The organism is Halosimplex salinum (assembly GCF_003730195.1).
Lineage (GTDB): Archaea > Halobacteriota > Halobacteria > Halobacteriales > Haloarculaceae > Halosimplex > Halosimplex salinum.
In genome coordinates this window covers 88,848-112,389 of sequence record NZ_QWGG01000007.1, presented here as the reverse complement: position 1 = coordinate 112,389, position 23,542 = coordinate 88,848, and the positions used below count along the sequence as shown (strand labels likewise).

The 23,542-nt window shown below is 69.7% G+C and carries 27 protein-coding genes; 8 read left to right on the top strand and 19 right to left on the bottom strand.

Features of this window, described 5'->3' with window-relative positions; genetic code table 11:
- Nucleotides 1–62 precede the first annotated feature (62 nt).
- From D1409_RS17260 to D1409_RS17240, 5 genes are all read left to right on the top strand, one after another.
- Nucleotides 63–251, top strand: coding sequence for a DUF5786 family protein (locus D1409_RS17260; protein WP_123538233.1), 189 nt, complete (start codon nucleotides 63–65; stop codon nucleotides 249–251).
- Nucleotides 252–441: 190 nt separating this feature from the next.
- On the top strand, nucleotides 442–669 hold the full coding sequence (locus tag D1409_RS17255; RefSeq protein ID WP_123538232.1) for a hypothetical protein: 228 nt from the start codon (nucleotides 442–444) through the stop codon (nucleotides 667–669).
- A gap of 267 nt (nucleotides 670–936) precedes the next feature.
- Nucleotides 937–2,277, top strand: coding sequence for a ribonuclease J (locus D1409_RS17250; protein WP_123538231.1), 1,341 nt, complete (start codon nucleotides 937–939; stop codon nucleotides 2,275–2,277).
- 160 nt (nucleotides 2,278–2,437) lie between these two features.
- The gene (locus D1409_RS17245) at nucleotides 2,438–2,623 is read left to right on the top strand and encodes a hypothetical protein (RefSeq protein ID WP_123538230.1); all 186 of its coding nucleotides are present in this window, start codon (nucleotides 2,438–2,440) and stop codon (nucleotides 2,621–2,623) included.
- A gap of 106 nt (nucleotides 2,624–2,729) precedes the next feature.
- Complete coding sequence (locus D1409_RS17240; protein ID WP_123538229.1) at nucleotides 2,730–4,304, top strand: cryptochrome/photolyase family protein; 1,575 nt, start codon at nucleotides 2,730–2,732, stop codon at nucleotides 4,302–4,304.
- Between the two features lie 35 nt (nucleotides 4,305–4,339).
- Here the strand turns inward: D1409_RS17240 and D1409_RS17235 are convergent, their stop codons facing one another.
- From D1409_RS17235 to D1409_RS17175, 13 genes are all read right to left on the bottom strand, one after another.
- Nucleotides 4,340–4,957 carry a class I SAM-dependent methyltransferase gene (locus D1409_RS17235; protein WP_123538228.1) on the bottom strand — a complete coding sequence of 206 codons (618 nt, stop codon included), beginning with the start codon at nucleotides 4,955–4,957 and terminating at the stop codon, nucleotides 4,340–4,342.
- Between the two features lie 162 nt (nucleotides 4,958–5,119).
- Entirely contained in the window at nucleotides 5,120–5,572 is a 453-nt protein-coding gene (locus D1409_RS17230; protein WP_123538227.1) for a type II toxin-antitoxin system VapC family toxin, read from the bottom strand.
- A complete protein-coding gene (locus tag D1409_RS17225; RefSeq protein WP_123538226.1) occupies nucleotides 5,573–5,836 on the bottom strand; it encodes an AbrB/MazE/SpoVT family DNA-binding domain-containing protein in 264 nt (87 codons plus the stop codon).
- Between the two features lie 118 nt (nucleotides 5,837–5,954).
- Nucleotides 5,955–6,458 (bottom strand): DUF7519 family protein, encoded by a 504-nt coding sequence (locus tag D1409_RS17220; protein ID WP_164471753.1) that lies wholly within the window; start codon nucleotides 6,456–6,458, stop codon nucleotides 5,955–5,957.
- 34 nt (nucleotides 6,459–6,492) lie between these two features.
- Complete coding sequence (locus tag D1409_RS17215; protein ID WP_206425109.1) at nucleotides 6,493–8,067, bottom strand: DUF58 domain-containing protein; 1,575 nt, start codon at nucleotides 8,065–8,067, stop codon at nucleotides 6,493–6,495.
- A complete protein-coding gene (locus tag D1409_RS17210; protein ID WP_123538224.1) occupies nucleotides 8,060–8,620 on the bottom strand; it encodes a DUF7269 family protein in 561 nt (186 codons plus the stop codon). The genes D1409_RS17215 and D1409_RS17210 overlap by 8 nt, the downstream gene beginning before the upstream one ends.
- Nucleotides 8,617–9,630, bottom strand: a complete 1,014-nt coding sequence (locus tag D1409_RS17205) for a DUF4129 domain-containing protein (protein WP_206425108.1) — start codon at nucleotides 9,628–9,630, stop codon at nucleotides 8,617–8,619. The genes D1409_RS17210 and D1409_RS17205 overlap by 4 nt, the downstream gene beginning before the upstream one ends.
- Before the next feature lie 128 nt (nucleotides 9,631–9,758).
- On the bottom strand, nucleotides 9,759–10,580 hold the full coding sequence (gene nadE / locus D1409_RS17200; RefSeq protein WP_123538223.1) for an NAD(+) synthase: 822 nt from the start codon (nucleotides 10,578–10,580) through the stop codon (nucleotides 9,759–9,761).
- Between the two features lie 187 nt (nucleotides 10,581–10,767).
- The gene (locus D1409_RS17195) at nucleotides 10,768–11,043 is read right to left on the bottom strand and encodes a HalOD1 output domain-containing protein (protein WP_123538222.1); all 276 of its coding nucleotides are present in this window, start codon (nucleotides 11,041–11,043) and stop codon (nucleotides 10,768–10,770) included.
- Nucleotides 11,044–11,200: 157 nt separating this feature from the next.
- On the bottom strand, nucleotides 11,201–12,394 hold the full coding sequence (locus D1409_RS17190; RefSeq protein WP_123538221.1) for an alpha-hydroxy-acid oxidizing protein: 1,194 nt from the start codon (nucleotides 12,392–12,394) through the stop codon (nucleotides 11,201–11,203).
- Between the two features lie 104 nt (nucleotides 12,395–12,498).
- The gene (locus D1409_RS17185) at nucleotides 12,499–13,101 is read right to left on the bottom strand and encodes a sulfite oxidase-like oxidoreductase (RefSeq protein WP_123538220.1); all 603 of its coding nucleotides are present in this window, start codon (nucleotides 13,099–13,101) and stop codon (nucleotides 12,499–12,501) included.
- 70 nt (nucleotides 13,102–13,171) lie between these two features.
- A complete protein-coding gene (locus D1409_RS17180) occupies nucleotides 13,172–13,684 on the bottom strand; it encodes a hypothetical protein (RefSeq protein ID WP_123538219.1) in 513 nt (170 codons plus the stop codon).
- A complete protein-coding gene (locus D1409_RS17175) occupies nucleotides 13,671–14,363 on the bottom strand; it encodes a nucleotidyltransferase domain-containing protein (RefSeq protein ID WP_123538218.1) in 693 nt (230 codons plus the stop codon). The genes D1409_RS17180 and D1409_RS17175 overlap by 14 nt, the downstream gene beginning before the upstream one ends.
- A 105-nt stretch (nucleotides 14,364–14,468) precedes the next feature.
- Here D1409_RS17175 and D1409_RS17170 point away from each other — a divergent pair, with 105 nt between their 5' ends.
- The gene (locus D1409_RS17170) at nucleotides 14,469–14,729 is read left to right on the top strand and encodes a hypothetical protein (RefSeq protein ID WP_123538217.1); all 261 of its coding nucleotides are present in this window, start codon (nucleotides 14,469–14,471) and stop codon (nucleotides 14,727–14,729) included.
- Nucleotides 14,730–14,759: 30 nt separating this feature from the next.
- Here the strand turns inward: D1409_RS17170 and D1409_RS24700 are convergent, their stop codons facing one another.
- The gene (locus D1409_RS24700) at nucleotides 14,760–15,194 is read right to left on the bottom strand and encodes a hypothetical protein (RefSeq protein ID WP_164471752.1); all 435 of its coding nucleotides are present in this window, start codon (nucleotides 15,192–15,194) and stop codon (nucleotides 14,760–14,762) included.
- Between the two features lie 110 nt (nucleotides 15,195–15,304).
- Here D1409_RS24700 and D1409_RS17160 point away from each other — a divergent pair, with 110 nt between their 5' ends.
- Nucleotides 15,305–16,312, top strand: coding sequence for an SGNH/GDSL hydrolase family protein (locus D1409_RS17160; RefSeq protein ID WP_123538216.1), 1,008 nt, complete (start codon nucleotides 15,305–15,307; stop codon nucleotides 16,310–16,312).
- Nucleotides 16,313–16,404: 92 nt separating this feature from the next.
- Here D1409_RS17160 and D1409_RS17155 read toward each other — a convergent pair whose 3' ends face one another.
- The 5 genes from D1409_RS17155 to rfbB all read right to left on the bottom strand — a co-directional run bounded on the left by D1409_RS17155 (nucleotide 16,405) and on the right by rfbB (nucleotide 22,408).
- Nucleotides 16,405–17,445: a flippase-like domain-containing protein gene (locus D1409_RS17155; RefSeq protein ID WP_123538215.1), complete on the bottom strand. Its 1,041-nt coding sequence runs from the start codon at nucleotides 17,443–17,445 to the stop codon at nucleotides 16,405–16,407.
- Complete coding sequence (locus D1409_RS17150) at nucleotides 17,442–18,218, bottom strand: class I SAM-dependent methyltransferase (RefSeq protein ID WP_123538214.1); 777 nt, start codon at nucleotides 18,216–18,218, stop codon at nucleotides 17,442–17,444. The genes D1409_RS17155 and D1409_RS17150 overlap by 4 nt, the downstream gene beginning before the upstream one ends.
- Nucleotides 18,219–18,265: 47 nt before the next feature.
- Nucleotides 18,266–19,180 (bottom strand): glycosyltransferase family 2 protein, encoded by a 915-nt coding sequence (locus tag D1409_RS17145; RefSeq protein ID WP_123538213.1) that lies wholly within the window; start codon nucleotides 19,178–19,180, stop codon nucleotides 18,266–18,268.
- Nucleotides 19,181–19,520: 340 nt separating this feature from the next.
- On the bottom strand, nucleotides 19,521–21,356 hold the full coding sequence (locus D1409_RS17140) for an ArnT family glycosyltransferase (RefSeq protein ID WP_123538212.1): 1,836 nt from the start codon (nucleotides 21,354–21,356) through the stop codon (nucleotides 19,521–19,523).
- A gap of 125 nt (nucleotides 21,357–21,481) precedes the next feature.
- Nucleotides 21,482–22,408 carry a dTDP-glucose 4,6-dehydratase gene (rfbB, locus tag D1409_RS17135; RefSeq protein WP_123538211.1) on the bottom strand — a complete coding sequence of 309 codons (927 nt, stop codon included), beginning with the start codon at nucleotides 22,406–22,408 and terminating at the stop codon, nucleotides 21,482–21,484.
- A gap of 54 nt (nucleotides 22,409–22,462) precedes the next feature.
- Here rfbB and rfbD point away from each other — a divergent pair, with 54 nt between their 5' ends.
- Nucleotides 22,463–23,380: a dTDP-4-dehydrorhamnose reductase gene (gene rfbD, locus D1409_RS17130; RefSeq protein ID WP_123538210.1), complete on the top strand. Its 918-nt coding sequence runs from the start codon at nucleotides 22,463–22,465 to the stop codon at nucleotides 23,378–23,380.
- Nucleotides 23,381–23,542: the final 162 nt, after the last annotated feature.

The following is a 23,542-nucleotide window of genomic DNA, read 5'->3' as shown; positions in this document are numbered from 1 at the left end:
GCCGTTCTCCCGTCTGATAGCTACACCGGCAGCCTTTAATACAGGAATGAGAAGTATTTGATATGGGTTTTGGAAGCTACGATGAATCCGAACAGCAGGACCAGGAGATCGACACAGAGGACGACGAGAACATGGACGTGAACGCTCGTGAGAACAGTCACGATGGGAAGGTCTCCTTCGAGGCGAACGCCTCCACGGACGACCTCGTCGGCCGGCTCGAAGACATCAAAGACGACCCCGACGAGGAGTAAGCGTCCGGCGCGACTGGGACTGTTGCAGTGCTTCCATTTTTCGGACGACAGAGACGGACAGTCGTGGCTTCGGCGATTCGGGGCCGCCGAGCGTGACCCGACGGAGGGGGCTCGCGTCTGTCCCCGGGTGACGCGACCGCCGCCGTGACGCTGGCGTACACCTATTGACGCTCGGACCGAAGTACCGACCATGAAGGGGGAAGTCCGGGACCGCGAAACAGCGGTGGAACTGGCGAAGGAGTACGCGGACGAGGAGTGTGTCGGGCAGTGGGGTGACGTGACCGACGTGCGACAGACGGACGGCTCCTGGGTCGTCGAGTTCAGGACCCACACCTACTCCGACGAGTACGAACACCGGATCGAGATGAACCACGTCGGGAACGTGTTCACACACGACCGAAGCGGCCGACTCGAGTGAGCCGTCTCCGGCCCGGTCGGCGCGCTGGGGGACCGACCGGCCGATCCGACGGAGCGCTCGGAAAAACTCGGTTCCTCGAGTATTTACGTCGTGAGCGCGGAGTGGATCACAACCGAAACACGCGTCATCCCCGAGTACTCGCGCGGCCCGACCGGTCCGTCGCCACGATTTCGCTATCGCTCGACCGTCGAACGCTCTCCGCGCGCTGCTCTCCTTCATCGGCGGCCTCTGCGACGGGTCCTGGGATCACTCTGATCGGACCCACTCATGGAAATCGAAATTGCGACTATCGGCGGCTACGAGGAAGTCGGACGACAGATGACTGCGGTCCGTGCCGGAGACGACATCGTCGTCTTCGACATGGGCCTGAACCTCTCGAAGGTACTGATCCACGACGACGTCCAGACCGAGCGGATGCACAGTCTGGACCTGATCGACATGGGCGCGATCCCCGACGACCGCGTCATGTCCGACCTGGAAGGCGACGTGAAAGCCATCGTGCCGACGCACGGTCACCTCGACCACATCGGCGCCATCTCCAAACTGGCCCACCGCTACGACGCACCCATCGTCGCCTCGCCGTTCACGCTCGAACTCGTCAAAGAGGAGATCCAGGACGAGTCCAAGTTCGAGGTCGGCAACGACCTCGTCGAGATGAAACCCGGCGAGACGATGAGCATCGGCGAGGAGACCGAACTCGAGTTCGTCAACGTCACTCACTCGATCATCGACGCGATCAACCCGGTCCTGCACACGCCCGAGGGCGCCGTCGTCTACGGCCTCGACAAGCGGATGGACCACACGCCCGTGCTCGGCGACCCCATCGACATGGACCGGTTCCGCGAACTCGGCGAGGAAGGCGTTCTCTGTTACATCGAGGACTGCACGAACGCGAACAAGAAGGGCCGCACGCCGAGCGAGTCCGTCGCGCGCAATCACCTGAGAGACGTGATGCACAGTCTGGAGGATTACGACGGCGGCATCGTCGCCACGACCTTCAGTTCCCACATCGCCCGCGTGAAATCGCTCGTCGAGTTCGCCGAGGACATCGGCCGCGAACCCGTCCTCCTCGGCCGCTCGATGGAGAAGTACTCCGGGACGGCCGAGCGCATCGGCGCCGTGGACTTCCCGGACGACCTGGGGATGTACGGCCACCGCAAGTCCGTCGACCGCGCGTTCGAGCGCATCATGAACGAGGGCAAGGAGAACTTCCTCCCCGTCGTGACGGGCCACCAGGGCGAACCCCGTGCCATGCTCACCCGCATGGGCCGCGGCGAGACGCCCTACGAGCTGGAAAACGGTGACAAGGTCATCTTCTCGGCCCGAGTGATCCCGGAGCCGACCAACGAGGGCCAGCGCTACCAGAGCGAGACGCTCCTCCGCATGCAGGGCGCGCGCATCTACGACGACGTCCACGTGTCGGGCCACCTCCGCCGCGAGGGCCACTACGAGATGCTCGACGCGCTCCGGCCGGAGAACGTCATCCCGGCCCACCAGGACATGGCCGGCTTCTCCGGGTACGTCGACCTCGCGACGAGTCAGGGGTACACGCTGGGCGACGACCTCCACGTCACGTCGAACGGCAACACCATCCAGATCGTAGAGTAGTTCTGTCGGACTTCGCGGAAGGGGCCGGATCCGGCCCCCGACGAGTTCCCGAGAGCAGCGGCCACGGGACAGCCTCGCGCCGGGAGCGACCGGTGTCGGGCCAGCACCTGATACGAACCCTGTAAGTACACTAATCCATCGTCACCCGGTACACGGACAGGTGGGGAAACACTCGACGGGTCGCGACGGAGTCTCCGGGGGCGGCGAACCCGAGACGCTCGGACAGTGCGCGGACTGCGGCGACGTGTACACCGCCCAGCGAGAGAACGGGGACCTCCGTCCGATCGGCACCGACGGGCGCTGTGAGTGCGGGAACGACACGTTCGAGACAGTGATCGAGTCGTAGCCCCGTTCTCCTGCGCGCGCTGTCGAGGCGACGTGACATCGAACTGTGTGGGTACGGCTTCTATGGTCTGAGTCACTAACAACGTAGCAACGGCCTCGCCTCTCAAATGACACAGCCACACCCGGTCGTCGGCACCGTCGACGACTACGAACTGGACGGCCCCCACCGCGTCCCGTGGGTGCTCGGAACCCACCTCCACCCCGATGCGGGCCCCCTCGGACGCGCCCCGGAGGGCTCGCGCGTCTGCATGATCGAAGCGCACGACTTCGCACGGCGCAAGCCCTACCACCACCAGAAGCTCACGCTCGTCTTCAGCGCGATGCGACACGCCCGCGACGCGCTCCGAGCGGCCGGCTACGACGTCGAGTACGTCAAGGCCGACAGCTTCGGCGACGGCCTCGTGACGTACGTCGAGCGCCATCCCGAGGACACCCTCGTCGCGATGCGCTCGCCCAGCCACCGGAGCGGCGACCGCTTTCGCGAACTCGTCGACGACGCCGGCGGCGCCCTCGAACTCGTCGACAACGAACTGTTCTGCTCCACCCGCGCCGCGTTCGACGAGTGGGCCAACGACGGGCGCGACTCCTTCCGCCACGAGTCGTTCTACCGGTGGATGCGCCGCGAGAGCGGCGTCCTCGTCGGCCCGGACGGCGCGCCGGTCGGCGGCGAGTGGAACCTCGACGACGCCAACCGGGAGTTCCCGCCCGACGACTGGGAGTCACCGCCGGTGTACGACCCCGGCGTCGACGAGGTGACCGCCGACGTGAGCGACTGGGTGGCCGACGAGTTCGACACGTGGGGGTCGGCCGACGAGTTCGCCTGGCCGGTCACCCGCGAGGAGGCGCTCGCCGCGCTCGACCACTTCGTCACCGAGCGGTTGCCCGCATTCGGCCCCTACCAGGACGCGATGCGCGCCGACGACCCCGCGATGGCCCACGCGCTGCTCTCGCCGGCGCTCAACCTCGGCCTGCTCCACCCCTGGGAGGCGGTCAGCGCTATCGAATCGGCGTACGAGCGCCGCGACGACGTCCCGCTCGAGTCCGCGGAGGGCGCCGTCCGCCAGATACTCGGCTGGCGGGAGTTCGTGCGCCACGTGTATCGCCACACGATGCCCGACCTCGCCGCGGCCAGTCAGCTGGGCGCCGAGCGCGACCTCCCCGAGTTCTACTGGACGGGCGAGACCGACATGCACTGCGTCGCCAGCACCGTCGACGACGTGGCCGAGCGTGGCTACGCCCACCACGTCCAGCGGCTGATGGTGCTCTCCAACTTCGCGACGCTGTGGGGCGTCGACCCGGCGGAACTGAACGAGTGGTTCCACGCCGCCTACGTCGACGCCTACCACTGGGTGACGACGCCCAACGTCGTCGAGATGGGGTCGTTCGGCCACGGCGCCTTCGCGACGAAACCCTACGTCTCCTCGGCGAACTATCTCGACCGGATGAGCGACTACTGCGGCGACTGCGCCTACGACCCCGACCGCTCGACCGGGAAGGGCGCCTGCCCGTTCAACGCGCTGTACTGGGAGTTCCTCGCCCGCAACGAGGACGAGTTACGGAGCAACCACCGGATGGGCCTGATGTACGGCCACGTCGACGATAAGCGCGAGGACGGCGAACTCGACGAGATCGTCCAGCGTGTCAGCGAACTCCGGTCGATGAAGCGAGAGGGCGAGCTCTGAGCGGCGTCCCGGTCCGGGCCGCGGGCCGGCGCTGACTACTGATCCGAGTCGGGACGTCCGTCTCGCTCGAACACGACCCCGTAGTGGTACGGCGGAAGGTCGACGACCGCTTGTACGGAGAACGCTGCCGCGTCGAGCACCGCCTCCGTAGTCTCCTCGGGAGACAGCCGCAATTCGGTCGGCGGGCCGCGCGGGTCGCCGCCGATCCGCGTCGTCTCCCGGGGCGCGTCCGCCCAGTTGACGACGACGAATCGACCGCCGGGCCGGAGCGACTCGAACGCCTGGCGGACGAACGGCCCCGTCTCGTCGATGCCGTGGAACGTGTTGGCCATCAGGACGACGTCGACCGGTTCGGGGAGCAACTCCGATAGCTGCCGGGCGTCGCCGTCGACGGCGGTGACGTTCTCGATCCCCTGCTGGTCGGCGAGTTCCGTGAACTCCTCCAGCAGCGCCTCGTCGATGTCCAGCGCGTAGACCGGCGCGGGCTCGACGATCCGGGCGGCCGGGAGCGCGAAGTAGCCGTTCCCGCATCCGATCTCGGCGAGCGTCTCGCCCGGTTCGACGCCGAGTTCGCGGAGCGTCTCACCCGGCGCCGGCCACAGTCGTCCCCACCAGCCCCAGTCCGGCTGGCGGGTGTTCTGGAACCGTTCCATGGCGGACAGTCGACGGCGCATCGAAAAAACACCGCCGGTCGCGACCGCGTACCGCCTCACCGGTTCAGCGCGACCAGCAACAGACTCGCGGCGACCAGCAGGACGAACACCGTCGTGACGGGCTGGCGAGTCGGGTCGATTTCGTGGCCATATCTGCCGTACTCAGGTCGATACGGTGTGAAACTCGGAGAGTACCGCCTCGGGGACAGGGTTCGAGTACTCGAACGGTTCGTCCGCGCAGAGGTCCGCGAAGTCCCGGTCAGTCGTCAGGAGTCTATCCGCGTCTGCTTCGCGCGCTAACGCGACGTAGAAACAGTCGTACACGTCGTGATTTTTCTCCGCACTGATCTCGTAGGCGTGCAGGACTGTCTCCGGCGTCACATCGAGGGACTCCATCGGGTACTGAAGCAGCGAACTCACCGCGTTTCTCGCTTCGACCGTCTCGAAATCGAGGTCCTCGAGCACCCACTGAACGCGAAGCGGCAGGTATCCGAACATCAGGAGTGTCTGCTCTCCCCGGAGAGCCGGCACTAACTGTTCGGCGACGTACTGGTGTCCCGGGTGGTCGTCGATCAGTTGGATAGAGAGCGCGTTCAGATCCGGTAACACGCGCATCTATCGCCCTCCGAACGTCCCTTCACCCGCGTCGCGGAACGCTTCGTCGCCCCACTCGTCCCGTGACTTCCCCGACGAGAGCGTCTCCAGTTCGGGAAGCTGGCGGACGAGCCGAATGTCGCTCCCGTCTCGAACCACCGTGAACGTCGTGCCTGCCTCGAGCTGAAGCTCGTCCCTGAGTTCCTTCGGAATCGTCAACCGCCCTCGATGATTGATCTCCGCCTCTCCGTACTCCTCGTCGTCCGATCCGTCTGTCGCACTCATGTAATCACCACTGTTTGATCGGATGATTTCGATCACCATCAGCTTTGGGCCATAGCTAGATCTGATTCGGAGATCTCGAGGCGGTCAGTGGCGTGCAGTCACGACCGCGACAGGTTCCTCACCGGTTCAGCGCGACCAGCAACAGACTCGCCGCGACCAGCAGGACGAACACCGTCGTGACGGGCTGGCGAGTGGGGCCGACCTCGAAGACGACGAGCCCGAAGAACGCCGTGACCAGTCCGACCAGCGCGCCGGCTATAGCGTGGAGGTTCTCGGCGCGGACGGTGTCGGCCTCGGCGCCGAGCTGGCGGCCCAGCGAGACGGCGTTCCCCCCGGCGTCCCACGCGACGACCGACGCGGCCGTCCCGACGAGGACGGCCGGAGGGGGTGCCTCGCCCAGCGCGGCGAGGACCACGCCGAGGAATGCGATCAGGCCGCCGGCGTCGACGAGACCGTGGCGCGCCGACCGGACGCCCGAGAGCAGGACGACCACACCGAGCGCGGTGACGGCCGCGCCGGTGATCCCGCCAGAGAGGCTCGCCGCCGCGGCCGTCGCGCCGGCCACGCCGGAGACGACGAGCGAGTGGCGACCGGGCCGACGGGTGATCTCGGTGCCGCTCACCGCGACCACCGCCCGTCGGCGTCGGTGCGGTCGGTCACGTCGACCACCGCCTGCGCGCGCGTTCGAGCGCCTCGGCCAGTCGCTCGTCCGCGCTCCAGTCGACCACGCGAACGTTGCTCCCGCGCAGGTCGTTCAGGCGGTTCGACCGTTCGATCGCCGCGAGCGTCCGCCCGGGCGTGTCCCGCAGGGTCGGGTCCGGGCTGACGACGGTGACCGGGTGGCCCCGCACGTGGAGGGAGCGAGCGACGAGCGCGCTGGTCCGGTCGGGCATCGGCGAGACGAAGACGACCTGCGCGTCGTCGTCGAGGCGTTTCTGGAGCCGTCGGAGCTCCGTTCGAACGTACACCCGTCCGTCCGGCGGCGTCGGCGACAGCGCCGGATTCGTCGAGAGCAGGTCCCGGGCGCGAGCTTGGTGGGTCGCCCCGGCGCCCGGCGCCAGCCAGACCGTCTCCGGTGCGAGCGCGGCGAGGCCCACGCGGTCGCCCGTGTCGAGCAGCGAGTTGAAGATCCGGCGGGTCGCGTCGATACCGCGGTCGACGGCGTGGAGGCCGTCGTCGCCCGCCCGGAGGTACGCCGGCCGACGCAGGTCGAGGACGACCACGACCGTCGCCATCCGCTCCTCGCGGAACTCCATGGTCGCCAGTTGCCCGTCGCGAGCGTACGAGTTCCAGTCGATGCGGCTCAGCGAGTCGCCGTGCTGGTACTCGCGGAGCGAGGCGAACTCCGTCCCCTCTCCCGAGGAATCCGTCGAGACCCGTCCCGTGTACGGCGACGTGAGCCCGCGGAGCGGGACCGTCGCCGTCGCGTCCACGGGCGCTAAGCAGGTGATCGACGCGGGCTCGGTCGCCACGTCGAGTTCGCGCTCGCGGCTGCCGCTGGCGTTGCGCGCGAGGACGGTCAGCCCGTCGAAGCGGTACGCGCCCCGCCGGGCCAGCACCGTGTACGAGAAGGTCATCCGCGCGCCGGGGCGGAGCGCGGTCGCCGCCCGCGCCGGGCCGTCCGTGACCGCCAGCGCCTCGGGCACCTGTTCGACGACACGCAGGTCCGGCAGGACCGACTCGCCGACGTTCTCGACCACGACCGTCACGTCGACAGTGTCGCCGGGCTCCGGATCGTCGGTCGACAGCCGGCGCTCGACCGCGAGCGCGGGCTCCGGCGCCTCCGTCGCGTTCGCGTACGCGAGGTAACCGACGCCGACGACCGCCGCCAGCAAGAGCGCGCGCGAGCGGACCACGACGCCGGCCCCCGCCGACAGGAAGGATAGCGCCGCGAACCCGACCCAGTGGTTCGTCGACCGCAGCGTCGACGACCGTATCGTCGCCGCCACCGGTCCCGACTCCGTCGGTGCCGCCGAGTCCCCCGCGGCCGTCTCTCCGTGTCGATCGGGAGTCGATCCGCCGTCCTCGACATCGGCGTTAGCATCGGCAGACTGTCTCCGTGCGTCGTCGAGGACGGCGCTACCGGACACCGCCCCGTCGGCTTGCGCATCTCCGGGGTTCCCATCGGTCGAGTCCGCCACGTCCGACTCCTCGGGCACCGCGTCGTCGACGACGCCGTCGGGGTCGACCGCCGCCCCGCCGTCGGGTCGCTCCGTCGGTCCCTCAGTCATCGTCGTCCTCCAGGAGTCCCTCGACGGCGTCGATAGCGCGGACCGCGCGTCGCTTGAACGGCGGCTCGCTGTGGAGCAGTTCGCGCATGCGGTCGGTCGTGTTCGCCTCCGGCGCGAGCCCGGTGAAGAAGGCGGCCGCGAACGGGTCGTCCGTCCAGGTCCCCTCCCGGAGCGCTCGCTCGGCCTCGGCCTCGTCACACCGCTCGCGGCGCTGGATCGTCGTCGCCGCCACGTCGCCGATCTCGTCGCGCAGACGGTGGCGCTCGGCCTCGCTGAACCGGGTCAGCGCCAACCGGTTCAGTCGCCGGTCGAGGTCGTCGCCCGGCGTCGGCAGGTCGACCGCCAGTTCCGCGTCCGGCGTCTCGGCGTACTCGGGCTCCGTGCGACGCCGCCGCTGGATCTGCCCGACCGCCCCCAGCAGGAGCACTCCACCGACGAGGGCGAGGAACGCGTCGCCAGTCGGGAGCGGCGCCGCGATGCCCGGCACGGCGACGGCCGCCAGGCCGACGACGCCAAGCACCGCCCCGAGGATCGCGGTGAGGCTCCGGCTCACGGCTCCCCACCCGACCCCTTCTCGTCGGTATCGGCGTCGGTTTCGGCGTCGGCGTACGCCGATTCGATGCGCCGGAGCGTCTCGACGGCCGCGTCCTCGCGCTCGGGCGTCGGCTCCTTCCCGCCGTAGCGCACGTCCTCGAAGAGGTCGGTGAGCCGGGTCACGTCCACCGGATCCATGCCCGCGTCAGTCGCCGCGGCCGCGAACTCCGCCGGCGTGCTCGACTCGGGGTGGTCGACCGCGAGGTGGTCGGTCATCGACGCCCACGCGCGGTACACCTCGTTCTCGAAGCCGCCGGCCGCCTCGATGCGGTCCGCGGCTCGACCGGCCGCCGCACCGACCGCTCGCACGTCCGTCGCCGGTTCCGGGTCGGGCTCGTCGTCCTCGCCACCGACCTCCCGGTCGTCGCGCTGGTCGTGGTTCCCGGTCAACACGAGCGCCGCGACGGCGACGAGCGTCGCGACGACCAGCACGAGGAGGAGCGTCGTCGACAGCGTCGGCGGCGCGACGGTCGTCTCACCGCCCAGCAGTCCACCCCCCTGTGCGGCGGGGCGACCGGCGTCCGAGAGGTCGACCAATCCCGCGTCGCCGGTCCGACAGGAGGTGAAGAGCAGATACAGGAAGAAACCGGGGTAGCCGACGACGAACACGCCCGCCAGCCCGGTCGCCGCGTCGTCGAGCCAGCGGCCCGCCGCGAAGATGCCGACGAGGCCGAACACCAGCAGGGTCTGCACCAGCGGCTGTTTGAGCCACGGCTGGCACAGCTGGATGGGCGCGCCCTCGCTCGTGTCGAGGTCGAGCGGCGAGTTCGAGTCGCCCGGGCTGTCGCCGGAGGGCTCCGCCGTCGGCGTCCGCTCGCCGCCCGGGTCCTCGTCCACCCCCGCGTAGCCCGCCCCGAACGACGCGTCGGGGTTCGTCGTCGAGTCCAGCGTCGCCGCCGCGAACGCGATCACCGCGACACAGAGGACCGCGAGCGCGACCGTCCGCGGACTCACACGTGACGGATCCACACGCTGCCTAGGGAGGTGCGACTCTTATCGGTACCGCCGGGAAAACCGCAGGTGGCCGCCGCCGCCGGACCACGAGCGGCCGCCACCGAACCGCGAACGGCCGCCGCCGGACCGCGAACGGCGCCGACTCAGCGGTTCGTCGACGGCTTGGGCGGCATGTGTCGCTTGTGCCGGGTGGCTCGACACCAGTCGGACAGCCGCGCGACGACTGCCCGCTCGACCCCGAGTCGGTCCGCCACCGCCGTCACGTCGCGGCCCTCGTCGACGTGCAGTCGCAGCGCCCGGTCGACCGTCTCGGCGTCGACGCCGAGTCGCTCCGCGTCGGTCGGCTCGTGGTGACCCCTTCGCGGCCCGCCGTCGAGCATCTCGACCGGCAGGTCCATCGCCTCGGCGAGCGCGCGCACCTCCGTCCGATAGCAGTCGCCGAACAGGAAGCAGTCCACGCCCGTCTCGCCGTACTTCGTCGCCGACCCCAGCAGGCGGTCGGTGCGATTCACCGGCCCGACAACGAGCGCGTTCCGTCGGTTGGCGACGTAGTACGCCGTCGCCGTCCGGAACCGTGCGACCGCGTTGTCCGTCGCGACGATGTCGTCCGCCGGCCCGCCGGACTCACCGACCATCTCCTGGAACGCCGCGAGGACCGGCCGGAGCTGGAGGCGCCGGTGCTCGATGTCGAGCATCTCCGCGACTGCCTCGGCCGTGCTCGCCGTCGCCTCGTCGGCCAGCCCAGCGGGCATGACGAGGCCGGTCACGTCCGCGGCACCGACCGCGTCGACCGCCAGCGCCGCCGCCGTCGCCGTGTCGACTCCGCCGTCGAGCGGGACCACCAGTCCGTCGGCGTCGGCCTCGGTCACGAGGTCCACGAGAAACTCCGGGAGGAGTTCCTGCAGTCGGCGGAGCGCGACCCTCGTCGTCGCGAGTCCGGCATCGTCTCTCGGCAGGTCCAGCATCCGCGGGTGTCGCGCCGCGTCACTCACGGGCTATCACCACCCGGGGCGTCCGGTTCGCGTCGTCTGCGTGGCGTCTGCTGTTCACAGTCGATCCGGGCGCTCGCGGGTTCATAGAGGTTGTCTACATACGTAATAGGAGAATAGCGCAGGCCTGATATTCCTAATACGCCGGGAGGCAGATCCGACGCTACCCGATCCGGTCGGTGACGCGGATGTCGACGCCGTCGTCGGTCCAGACGCTGACGGTCACGTCGTGGAGGCGGATCTGGACCGACACGTCGACGTCGGCCTCGGCTTCGAACAGCGCGTCGAGCGCCTCGGGGTCGACGTGGTCCGACAGGTCGAACTCGTCGGCGGATAGCGACGCGCTCTCGTGGGCCGCGACCGCTTCGCGGACGGCGACGCTGAGCGGCACGTTCTCCGCCTCGGGGTAGTACCGCCGACGCTCCGGGCTCGGGGCCATTCCTCGCTTCACCACCCGTGTTTCGACCCGCCGCTGTAACCCGATTCTGCCTGTACACGAAGGCCACCCCGCCCTCGGCGGCTGACCGCCCCACTCGCGCGGGCGTCTCGGACGGGACGCCAGCGCTCGGCGGTCGGAGCGAGGTCCGGTTGGATCGTCAGCCGTCACGCCGCCGGAGGGCGCTCCGGTCCAGTTCCGCTACCGACCGCTGGCCGGCCAGTCCGAGCGTCAGGTCGAAGTCCGCGAGGAAGTTCTCGCAGACGGCGCGCACGCCGTCGGCGCCGTCGAGCGCGAGGCCGTAGACGTACGGGCGGCCGAGAAGCACGGCGTCCGCGCCGAGCGCCAGCGCGACGACCGCGTCTGCCCCGCGGCGGATGCCGCTGTCGAAGAGCACCGCGCCGTCGTCGCCGACGCGGTCGACGACCTCGGGGAGGACCTCCAGCGCGGGGATCGCGCGGTCGACCTGCCGCCCGCCGTGATTCGAGACGACGACGCCATCGGCCCCGTGGTCGACCGCCGCCTGCGCGTCGTCCGGGTGCAACACGCCCTTCACCACGACGGGCAGGTCGGTGAGGTCCGTCAGCCACGCCAGATCGTCCCACGTCAGCGACGGGTCGCCGAAGACGTCGACGAACTCCCGGACCGCCGCGAGTTCGTTCTCCTCGGGGTCGGCGTCGAGCCGGTCCAGAAACGCCGGGTCGGTGCGGTAGTTCGCGATCCCCTCGCCGTCGAGGAACGGGAGATACGCGTCGTCGACGTCCCGTTCGCGCCAGCTCAACAGCGGCGTGTCGACGGTGACGACGAGCGCTTCGTACCCCGCGGCTTCGGCGCGGGTGACGAGGCTCTCGGTGACCGCCCGGTCGCTGCTCCAGTAGAGCTGAAACCAGCCCCGGCCGCCCTCGTCGTCGAGCGTCTCCGCCACGGTTTCGAGGGTCACCGACGACGCCGTGCTGAGGACCATCGGAACGTCGAGGTCGGCCGCCGCCTCGGCGACGGCCCGCTCGGCCCCGTCGTGAACGATCGAGAGGACGCCGATCGGCGCGAGCAACACCGGCGCCGACAGCTCCCGACCGAACAGTTCGACAGAGCGGTCGCGCTCGGCCACGTCGCGGAGCATCCGCGGGACGATACGCCACCGTCGAAACGCCTCCCTGTTGGCGTCCATCGTCTCCTCGCCGCCCACACCGCCGGCGACGTATCCCGCCGCGTCGTCGTCGAGCGCCTCCAGCGCCGCGGCCTCGAGGTCCTCGTAACTGACGGGCAGGTCCGGCGTCACGCCCGCGAGCCCCTGCATGTACACGTCTCGCTGCCGGCTCGGTCCCGGCTGGTCGTCCGGCCCGTCGTCGGTCATGTGTAGCGATACCGAATGACGCGACTAAGTTGTTCGGCCCGGCCGACTCGGTGGACGGTCGTTCACCGCCCGGAGCGGCCACACGGTCGGAGCGAGTTCGAGGGTCAGACCGTCGTGTACCGGTCCTCCGCCCAGGGGTTCGCGGTGTTGGAGTAGCCGCGCTTCTCCCAGTAGCCCCGTTCGGGTTCGGTGAGGAAGGTGACGCCGTCGACCCACTTGGCGCCCTTGTAGGCGTACTTGTGCGGTGTGACCACCCGGAGCGGGCCGCCGTGGTCGGAGGGGAGCGGGTCGCCGTCGAACTCGTGGACGAACAGCACTTCCTGCCGCATGCACTCCTCGAGCGGGAGGTTCGTCGTGTAGCCGTCCATCGCGCCGAACATGACGTGGACGGCGTCGTCGTCGACGCCCGCCCGCTCGGCGAGTTCGGGGAAGGTCACGCCCCGGAACTCGTTGTCGAAGCGACTCCAGCCCGTGACGCAGTGGAAGTCCTGTCGCTGGGTGTCCGTCGGGAGGTCCTGGAACTCGTCCCAGGAGTAGGTCAGTTCCTCCTCGACGGCGCCGCGGACGGTGAACTCCCACTCGTCGGGGTCGAAGCTGGGAGTGTTCTTCAGCGAGAGCACCGGGAACCGCTCGGTCTCGCGCTGACCCGGTGGCAGGCGCTCGCCGTCGAACTCCTCGTGGATGTCGGTCACGTCTCGGACGCCCATGACTGCGGTTGGAGCCTGGGCACCCTAAATGACCGGTCGCGCGACGGGGGCGATGGCGGCACCCCGTTGGTCAGTGCCGGTCGTCACAGTTACACCGCGAGTGTGCGTCGGCGAACGCGACGACGTATCGATGGACTTCTTCCGCCAGATCGTGCATGGCGACCGCGAAGTCTCGGCCCGGCCGGTCGATGTCGTAGTAGTAGCGCGGCCGGTGTTCCGAACGGAAGGCGTCGATACGACCGGCAACAGCCTCGTCCGAGAAGACGTTCCGGGCAGCGACGTCTTCGAACACTTCCTCGTGGTTCCGGTAGTCCGACGACTCGGCCGCAGTCATCTCGACGAGATAGAACTGGAACGACCGCTCGATGGCGTTGAACGAGAGTTCGACGACGCTGACGTAGTTGTTTGTCCCCGTGCGGAGCTGTCGACACGTCCCCAGCATCGCGCACGCCTTCCCGAGCTGGATGTCGGCGTCGTCCCCGTCCCGTTGCCACGATAGCGAATCCTGTACCGGTCCGGTCTCCGAATCCTCGACCAGCTGCTCGACGCGGTCGAGCGCGTCGACGACGTCACTGAGTCCCACCGTCGAACACCTCCTGCTTGACCGAATCGAGGGCTGGCGCGTCCCGGAGGGTCACCCCCTCGGTGAGGACGGCACCGATCCGGTCGTGGCCCGCTGCCGATTCCTCCGTCTCGACGACGATGTGAACCTCGTACCGCTCACCGTCGAACGCTTCGTCGGCGATCGCCCGCTCGATGGCGTGTGCCGTTCGCTGGGCACGCATCCGGTCCGACTCGACCACGACGAACAGGTCGATATCGCTCGTCCGGTCGGCGTCACCGCGGGCGACGCTTCCGAAGAGGACGACGCCGGTTTCCTCGCCGATCTGGGCTTCGATCCTCGCAAGGACGTCTCTGATCGGGGCGTGGAACTCCGGTTGCGGGACGGTCGTCACCGGGTCGTCGGGCCTGACGAGCGCTCCAGGAGCGACCTGGACGGCGTTGGCCCGCCCCGAACGGTCGACGTCGACGACGCCGAGCGCGTCGAGGGTATCGACGGCGGCGTTCACACCCGCCAGCCCCTGCCCGGTCACGCGATGGAGTTCCCGGTTGGTGAACGCTCGTCCCGGGTTGTCGACGAGCAGATGGAGGACGTCCGCAGTCGCGCCGTACCGAAACGCCTCCGGGTCGCCGATCGGAACGGGGACCCGAAGGTACGACCCCTCGTTAGGCCGAGATGATTGAACGATCTCGTCGTTCATGAATGCTAAAACAATTCGGTATGCGTTAAAAGTACCGCCCAGCAGGGTGGAGCGGCCCGGCGACGATCGTATGGGCGTCGCGCCCCAAGCCGGAGGCGGACCACGATGCCCGTACTCCGCCTCGAAGCCGACTCGCCCGAGCGGACCCAGATCGGCGAGGGGCTCGTCCGTTTCGCCGTCCAGGCCGGCCGCCTCGAGACCGGCCGCGAGGAGGGTCGCTACTTCCTCCAGCACGCCGACGGCTGTGCCGAGGATGGCAAGCAGATCCGACCCGGCGACCCTTTCGCCTTCGACACCGACACCGGCGAGATCCGCTGCCTGGACCACGTCGAGACGGCCGAGAGCGCTGCGTCCGAGGGCGAGTGATCGGCGGCGACGGCACCGCGAGAGCCGGGGTCAGTCGAGCGCTTCGACCACGGCGTCGAACACGTCCAGCGCCCGCTCGACCTCGTCGGGGGACTCGACGAACACGAGCGTCCGCGGCGGTCGAACTGCTTTCGGGCGGGCGCGCAAGCCGGCGTCCGCTGCCGCATCGGCCGCCCGATCCGGCTCGACGGAGAACTCGACGTGGATCCGATCGGGGTGGACGAACGCGTCCGCGAGTCGCGTCTCTCCGCAGTCGACCGCGTACGCGAACGCGCCGTCCGCGGTCGGCTCGACCGCCGCCTCGTCGACGACCGCGAGCGCGTCGGGTCCGCGCTCGTCCGCCTCGATCGCGGCTGCGAGGCGCCGCGCGAGCGCCTCGCCATCGTCGCGCTGGTCGCCATCGACGCGCTGGTCGCCATCGACGCGCTGGTCGCCGTCGACGTACTCGCCGCCGTCGTCGCTCATGTGAAATCGTCCGTGCGGGAGCGGGAAAACTCGCCCGCTGTCCGGCGACGATCCCGGACGCACGGGACGTCAAGGCCACGCCTATATCGGTGGTCTCCCATTGCCGCGGTATGTCGCGCGAGACCGTCGAGATGCACAACGTCGCCGAGCCGATCCCCGCGGACGACGGCGTCCGACTGGATCGACTCCCGCCGGAGGTCACAGAGCCGTTCAACGACCGCTCGCAGGAGGAGTACAGGCGCCCCGACGGCGTCGAGCTCCGCTTCGTCGGCGAGTCCGCGGAGATCACGCTGTCCTGTCCGGAGGGGTCGTGCGAAGCGACGCCGTTCTGGGGCCCCTTCCAGCACCGGCCCGAAGAGCACGTCACCCTCGACGCCGAGCCGACGACTATCGAACTGTCGCTCCCGGAGCGCGTCGAGACCGTCGACCGCGACCGCCTCGACGACCGCTACTTCGACCCGACGGTCGGCCGCCTCGTGCTGTTCGGCAATCCGGTCGTCCTCCACGACGTGTCCGGCGACGTGCGACTCCCGGACCCGGCCGAGCGCCCCGACGGGACGCTGCTCACCTACGGCACGTCGATCACGCAGGGCGCCTGCGCGAGTCGCTACCCGATGACCTACGGCCACCAGACCGCGCGATTGCTCGGCGACGACCACCTGAACCTCGGCTCCGGCGGGTCGGCGTTCTGCGAGAACGCCCTCGCGGAGTACATCGCCGGGCGGGACGACTGGGACCGCGCCGTGCTCGCCGTCTCGGTCAACATGATCGCCGCCGGCTTCGACGCCGAGGAGTTCGGCGAGCGCGTCCGCTATCTGGTCGACACCGTCGCGGGTTCCCACCCCGACAAACCCGTCGCCGCGGTGACGCTGTTCCCGTTTTTCGCCGACCTGTGTCCCGAGATCACCGACGGCGACGAGTGGCCGGCCACGCCGAGCCAGTACCGCGAGGAGGTACGCGACGCCGTCGCGGCCGCCGACCGCGACAACCTCCACCTGATCGAGGGATCGGACCTCCTGCAGGATCCGGGCGGGCTCTCGACCGACCTGCTCCACCCGATGGACCACGGCATGACGGAGATCGCTCACCGACTCGCCGACCGACTCCGCGAGCTCTGAGCGGGTCGGGGTCGGAGACCGTGCGGCGGGGTTGTGGCCGCCTCGGACGCGGACCAACCGAATCGGCGTCGGAATCGGGTGTCGAACGGGCGTCAGTCGCCCGGCGACACGTCCGCGGCCAGTTCGGAGAAGTCCGTCCTGAGCGAGGGGTACCACCCCGTCAGCGCCGGGAGGTACGACCCGAGGAGCCTGTCGACGAACACCACCGGGACGACCGCCTCGACGGGCATCCCGAGTCCGGTGAACACCGCCGTCGCGCTCGCCTCGGTGACGCCGATACTCCCCGGCGTGAGCGGCAGCAGCGTCACGCTGTAGGCCATGACGAGGTAAATCGGCAGGACCACGACCGGCTCGAACCCGACGCCGAGCGCCTCGAACAGCAGCCAGACCCGCAGGCCGGGCACGACCAGCACCGAGAGGACGAACCCCGCGGCGTAGCGGCCGACGGCTCCCGGGTCGGCCAGCAGCGACCGGAACGCGACCGACGACGCCTCGGTGAACGCCGGTATCTTCCCGGTCAGCGCCGAGAGCCTGTCGCCGACGACGGGGACGCGACCGGCGAGCGCGTCGAACCAGCCGGCGACGCGGTTGACGGCCCGCATGTGCGCACCGGCGAGCAACACCACGGTCCCGGCGGCGACGTACAGCCCGGTCGAGAGCAGGAGGACGAGCACGAGCGCGAGCGGGAGCCGACCCCGTGCGACCACGATTCCCGCGAAGGCAGTGATCCCGTACAGGAGCGCGTACAGTCCGGTGTGGACGCCCGAGACGGCGATGGCGTCGGAGTACCGCATCCCCGTCCGGTCGCGGGCGACGAAGGGGGCGACGGCCCGCCCCGACAGCCGCGACGGGAGCAACTGGTTGACGAAGAGGACGACCAGTCCGGTCTCGGCCGCCTCGCGAAAGCGCGTCGGGGCGGCGGCGTCGAGCAACACGTGCCACATAGAGAGCGACGTGAGCAGGCCCAGCGCGCTCACGGCCACGAGCGCCGCGGCCGTCCCGGGGGAGACGCCGCCGAGCAGCGATACCGCCCGCTCCCACTCGACCTGCCGGACGACCCACGCGAGCGCGAGCGCGCCGAGGAGGTACTGCGCGGCCGTGACGAGCCACGCCCGACGCTTCGAGTCCGTCACGTCGCGTCCCGGGAGTCCTCGCCCCCGGTGTCGAGCTTTCGCAACACGGCGAGGCCACTACACAGCGGATACTGTTCGAGGACGAACCCGTCCGCGACCGTGACGAACGACTCGGTCTCGTCGAGCGCACAGCCGAAGTGGGTCTCGATGGCCCCGATGACGCCCCGGTCGTCGAGCGGGGAGAGCCCGACCGTCCCGTCCTCGCGCCGGTAGAGGTGTCGCTGATTGGTGTCGTGAAAGAGCACGACGCCGTCCTCGGCGAGGTGGGGGAACCACGCCTCGATCTCCGCGACGGTGTGGTCGTATCGGTGGCTGGTATCGACGAACAGCACGTCGATAGCCGGGTCGACTCCGTGGTCGGCGCTCCACTCCTCGAAGTCGGCCGCGAACGCCACGTCGTCCGACTGGACGAACTGCCAGCGGTCGTAGTCGGTGGTGTAGGTCGTCTCGTCGACGTCGACGCTCACCACGTCGGCGTCGGCGAGTCTGGCGACTCGCTCGAAGACGAACGTCGATTCGCCGTCGCGGACGCCGAGTTCGACGATGGTGTCGGGCGAGGCCTGCAGCGCCTCGACGAACAGCCGGTCGAGGTGGTCGCTGATGTCGGTCGTCTTCCGGGCGCGCCGCTGGACCGTCTCGAACTCCGACAGGTCCGTCGGCGGCTCGTACACCTCCGAGCGGAGGAGTCGGTTGACCCTGTCGACCGTCGCGTGGACCCAGTCGAGCGCGCCGCTCTGTCGAATCGATCGCCGGATCAGGTTACGTGCAGCCATGTATCGGTGATGGGTTGGGATCGGGAGCGGTGGTCGTCGCGGCCACCTCAGCTCACCTCGACGGGCGTCGGCTCGTCTCGAGAGTGCGGTCCGCCGCCGCGGTGGACGGTCGTCGCCTCGACGAACGCCTCCGGCGAGCGCGGGTACGGTGCGAAGTAGACGTGCAGCGGCTGGGTCAGGATGCTCGCCGCGGAGAGCAGGACCGTCGACCGCGGGACGGCGTTGTTGCTGTGGGCGGCTATCCGCGCCGCGATAGTCCGAAGGAGCGTCCCGAAGTTCTCGATGGTCGGCTCGTATCGGTCGTCCTTGTCGGGGTGGATCGAGTGAGTGTCGAGGACGGCCCGCATCGGCACCCCGTCCTCGGCCAGGCGGAGCGAGAGGTCGACGTCCTCACCCCTCGTCGGCATCGAGGAATCGAACACCTCAGAGTCGAGTTCATCCCGGTAGATCTCCCGGGGGAGTATCGTCCCGTCACCGGGGACGTAGTTCACCTCGGCCGTCCCCGACAGCGGGTCGACGACGTACGGGACGGTGAACCGGAACTCCGAGAGGAGACGCACGTAGGTCCACTCGGGGTCGACGCGGTAGTTCCGCCTGGCCGTCGTCCAGACCGCGTCGGGCGTGACGCGCTCGGAGAGCACCTGCAGGTACTCCGGGGGGAACAGCGTGTCGTGGTTGTAACAGCAGATGTACCGCCCGCGGCTCTCGCCGATCCCGCGGTTCATCCCGCGGCTGAAGCCCCGGTTCTCGTCGTTCTCGAAGAGTCGGACCGAGTCGTCGTCGCCGTAGGCGTCCCGAATCCGCTCGGGCGTGCCGTCGTCGCTGTCGTTGTCCACGACGACGACCTCGTAGTCGTCGAAGGTCTGCCGTTTCACGGACTCGACCACCCCGACGATCGCCTCCCCCGGGTTCCACGTCAGGAAGACGAGCGAGAACGTCGGCCGCGACGAACGGGCGGTCACCGCTCCCACCTCCGCTCACAGCCCGGTCGCCCTGTCCGGTCAGGCCCGGCGGCAGGCGGCTCCCCCGCCCCGCCTCTCGTGGCGCTCTCGCCGCCGCGACCGCCGGCGAACTCGTGAGCGCCCGGAGAGCCACCGGCCCCGGACCGGGAGAGCGGCGCGAGCGGCCTGCTCTCCGGACCGCTCGCGTTCGACGGCGCTGTTCCTGGCCGGATCCGGCGACTGAGAAACGATAACATCCTTGGCCCTCGCTACCGATTCGGTACGGCTGAGACCGTCATAAGCGTCGATCTTGCAGATTCAAGACGGCCGGGAACGCCGTCGCTGACCCCGAACGCGAGGGTCAGGAGCTCCCAGCCGACGCGCCGCACTGGCCGTCTCGCTCCAGGATCACGGTGTACTGGTCGACGCCCACGTCCTGCGGGTCGCCGTACTGGATGGTGCGGGGGAACAGGCCGACCTCGACGAGTTCCGGTAGCCCCGCCGATCGGGGTTCGCCGTCGAGGAACGCTGGGCGCGGCCCGAACGTCTCCGCGACGCGGTACGGGTAGGTGTCCTCGGCGAGCAGGTCGCGGACGTACTGCGCGCGGCGTTCGCCGGAGAGCCGGCGCGCCCGCTCGCTCCAGTCGTCGGGGGCCAGCGCGAGGATGCTCTCGTAGTAGTGGAGCTGGACGTAGTCGGGGCAGCGCTCCTCGACGGCGAGCAGCCACTCCATCGCCGACCCCTTCGCACCGCCGGGCGTCGCCTCGCGGTTGGACGGCCGATAGATCTCCATGCCGTGGGGGACCGCCGCCTCCTGCGGGTCGTTCGGATACGTCTCGACCGTCGCGTTCGCTGCCGCGTTCGTTCGCAACCAGTCTGTCGCCTCGTCGCGCGGCTGGGAAGCGTACCCGACGTCGCCGACGCCGGCGTACAGCCCGCTCGTCACCAGGAGGACCGCGACGACCGCGCGGCCGACCGTCTCGTGCGCGTCGGTCAGTCGCATCAGTCCGGCGGCGAGGACCAGCACGAGCAGCGGGATCGTGGGGAGGACGTGATGCGTGCGGATGTACGCCCAGTTCGCGTAGAGATAGAAGTACGAGGCGACCCCGATCAGCGCAAGCGCGTACCCGTCGGCCTCCGTCGACCGCTCCCACATCCTGGGGAGGCCGGCCACGAGCGAGCCGACGGACGCGACGAACAGCGGGAGGCCCATGCCGTTGAGGTAGCTCCGCAGGAACCACCACCAGGTCGGCTCGACCCGCCAGCCGTGCGGGTCGGTCTTCCCAGTCGTCCCCCGCTGGATCCGCGCCACGAGCGGCTCCAGTCCGCCCGCGACGACGCTCGGGAAGCCGACGAAGACGGCGCCGGCGCCGAGCGCGGCGCCGACCGCGAGGAGCCGTGGCTGGACCAGCGCGTCCAGCCAGTCGTCGCCGGCGTTGCCGATGCGAAGGAGGTACGCGATCCCCAGCAGCGGGACGACGACGACAGTCGTCAGCTTCACCGCGATGGCGATCCCGCCACAGGCACAGCCGGCGAGAAAGAGCGCCGGGTCGCCCGTCTCCGCGTACCGGAGCGCGAAGTAGACGACCAGCAGGAAGAAGAAGAGCGCGGGCACGTCCTCGCCGACCTCGTGTGCGAGGACGAGAAAGCCCCACGTGAACGAGAGGAGGAGGGCGGCCAGCCGCCCCGTCGCGCGGTCCCGCATGGTCGTCCCGATCCGGTAGGTGACGTAGACGCAACCGACCGCGAACGCGACCACTGCGAGGCGGCCGAGCACGAGGCTCCACGTCCAGATCCAGCGCGGCGTCCGGTTCCACAGCGCCCACAGGTCGACCGCGCCGTGCTCCGGGAGCGCGACGAACGCGTCGATCTGGCCGGTGAGGAACGCCACCACGAACACCGGCAGGAGCGCCAGCCCGAAGACGTAGAACGTCGCCCCGAACGTGCGTCCCTGCTGCATCCCCTCCAGCAGCGACTCGATCCCGGGGTCCTCGGCGAACAGCCCGACCGGAACCATCGGGTCGAGGATCCGCCAGCGCTCGTCCCGCGTCGCGAAGTTCGGGATCCGGTGCCAGAACCAGAACCCGGCGAGCACCGCGGCCAGTCCCAGCACGTACGGGAGATACGGGTCCGACTCGTAGTCGTCGCGGAGGCACTGCCGGGCTCTCCCCAGGAGTCCCCCCATCACCGGGCGCATACGAACGCTCTTTCGGCCGAAAGCCGGAAAGACGTGTCGCCCAGGGAACTCGATTCCGGGGCCGAAGCGGGCCACCGTCGCCGACCGCTCGGGCCCCGACAGGCGGTCGGACTCCCCTCGCGCGCTCAGTCGCCGAGGTAGTAGTCGACGGTCCGCGCCAGTCCCGCCTCGAAGGAGTACTCGGGCTCCCAGCCCAGGTCCCGGATCTTCGCCGTCTCCAGCGCGTAGCGCTGGTCGTGGCCCGGGCGGTCGTCGACGAACTCGACGAGGTCCCGCGACGCGCCCACCGCGTCGAGGATCGCTTCGGTCACCTCGCGGTTGGTCCGCTCCTCGCCCGCGCCGACGTTGTACACCTCGCCCGCGTCGCCCTCCCTGAGCGCGAGGTCGACGGCCCGGCAGTTGTCCGCGACGTACGTCCACTCGCGGACGTTGGAGCCGTCGCCGTACAGCGGGAGCGGCTCACCCTCGGCCGCTCGCGTGAGGAACTTCGGGATCAGCTTCTCGGGGTGCTGGCGCGGTCCGTAGTTGTTCGACGAGCGGGTGACGACGACCGGGAGACCGTAGGTCCGCTGGTAGCTGAGCGCGAGGTGGTCCGCGCCCGCCTTCGTCGCCGCGTAGGGGTTGCGCGGGTCGAGCGGGTCGTCCTCGGCGAACCGGCCGTCGAGTATCTGGCCGTACACCTCGTCGGTCGACACCTGCAGGAACCGGTCGAGGTCGGCGGCGCGAGCGGCGTCGAGGAGCGTCCGCGTCCCGCCGACGTTGGTCTCGACGAACGGCGCGGCGCCGTCGATCGAGCGGTCGACGTGGGACTCGGCCGCGAAGTTCACGACCGCGTCGACGTCTGCGACGAGGTCGGTCACCAGTTCCCCGTCGCGGACGTCCCCCTCGACGAACTCGTGGCGGTCGTGGTCGATGACGCCCGCGAGGTTGTCCCGCGACCCCGCGTAGGTGAGCGCGTCGAGCGTGACCACCTCGTCGTCGGTCCGCTCGATCAGGTAGTGGACGAAGTTCGAGCCGATGAATCCGGCACCGCCGGTGACGAGCGTTCGCACGTTCCCAGCAACGAGTCGACCGCATATTTGTGTTTCCGCGGCGTGTGCCGAGACATGCGAACGCTGGTCCTCGGTGCGAACGGCCGCCTCGGGAGCAACGTCGTCACGGCCGCGCTCGACCGCGGGTGGGAGGTCCGCGGGACCGTGCGGTCGGAACCTGACACGGCGCCGGTCCCGCTCGACCGACTCGACGTCCGCGACGGCGACCGCGCGGCCGCCCTGCTCGACGACCACGCCCCCGACGCGGTCGTCAACTGCACCGCGATGGTCGACGTGGACGGCTGCGAGACCGAGCCCGAGCGAGCCCACGCGGTCAACGCCGAGGCGCCGGGCGTCCTCGCTTCGGCCTGCGCCGACCGGGAGATTTCCTTCGTCCACGTCTCGACGGACTACGTGTTCGACGGCCGGGACGGGGCGCCCTACGACGAGTCGGCCGAACCGAACCCGCTCCAGGTGTACGGCGAGTCGAAACTGGCCGGCGAGCGAGCGGTCCGGGAGTCCGACGCCGACGCCCTCGTCGGCCGGCTCTCGTTCGTCTACGGAACCCACGGGTTCACGGGCGAACTGACCGGCTTCCCCGTGTGGGTCCGCGACCGGCTCGCGGCCGGCGAGTCCGTCCCGCTGTTCACCGACCAGCACGTGACGCCGAGTCGGGCGGGGCAGGCCGCGAGCACGCTCATGGACCTCGCCGACGCCGGAGAGCGTGGACTCTTCCACGTCGCCGGTCGCTCCTGTCTCACCCCCTACGAGTTCGGACACCTGCTGGCCGAGCGCATGGGCGTCGATCCGGGCCTCGTCGAGGAAGGCGCGATGGACGATATCGACCGGGAGGCGCCGCGTCCCCGGGACACCTGTCTGGACGTGTCGAGACTCGAATCGGCGCTCGGTCGGCCCCAGCCGACGACCGAGGAGGACCTCGCTGCCATCGGCGACGCGCTCGAACCCGGCGAGACCGCGGACGACGGTTCCTGAACGCGCCACCCGGTCCGACCGGCGCCCGGTCCGACCGGCGCCCGATCCGCCCGACAGCCGCTCCGGCCGTCTAGCGTCCGGTCGAACCGAGTGGCGTCGAGCAGTCTGCACGGTGCCGTCGGTACTTGAACGCCTTCAGTAAGCACGCAGTCCCCCTTTCAA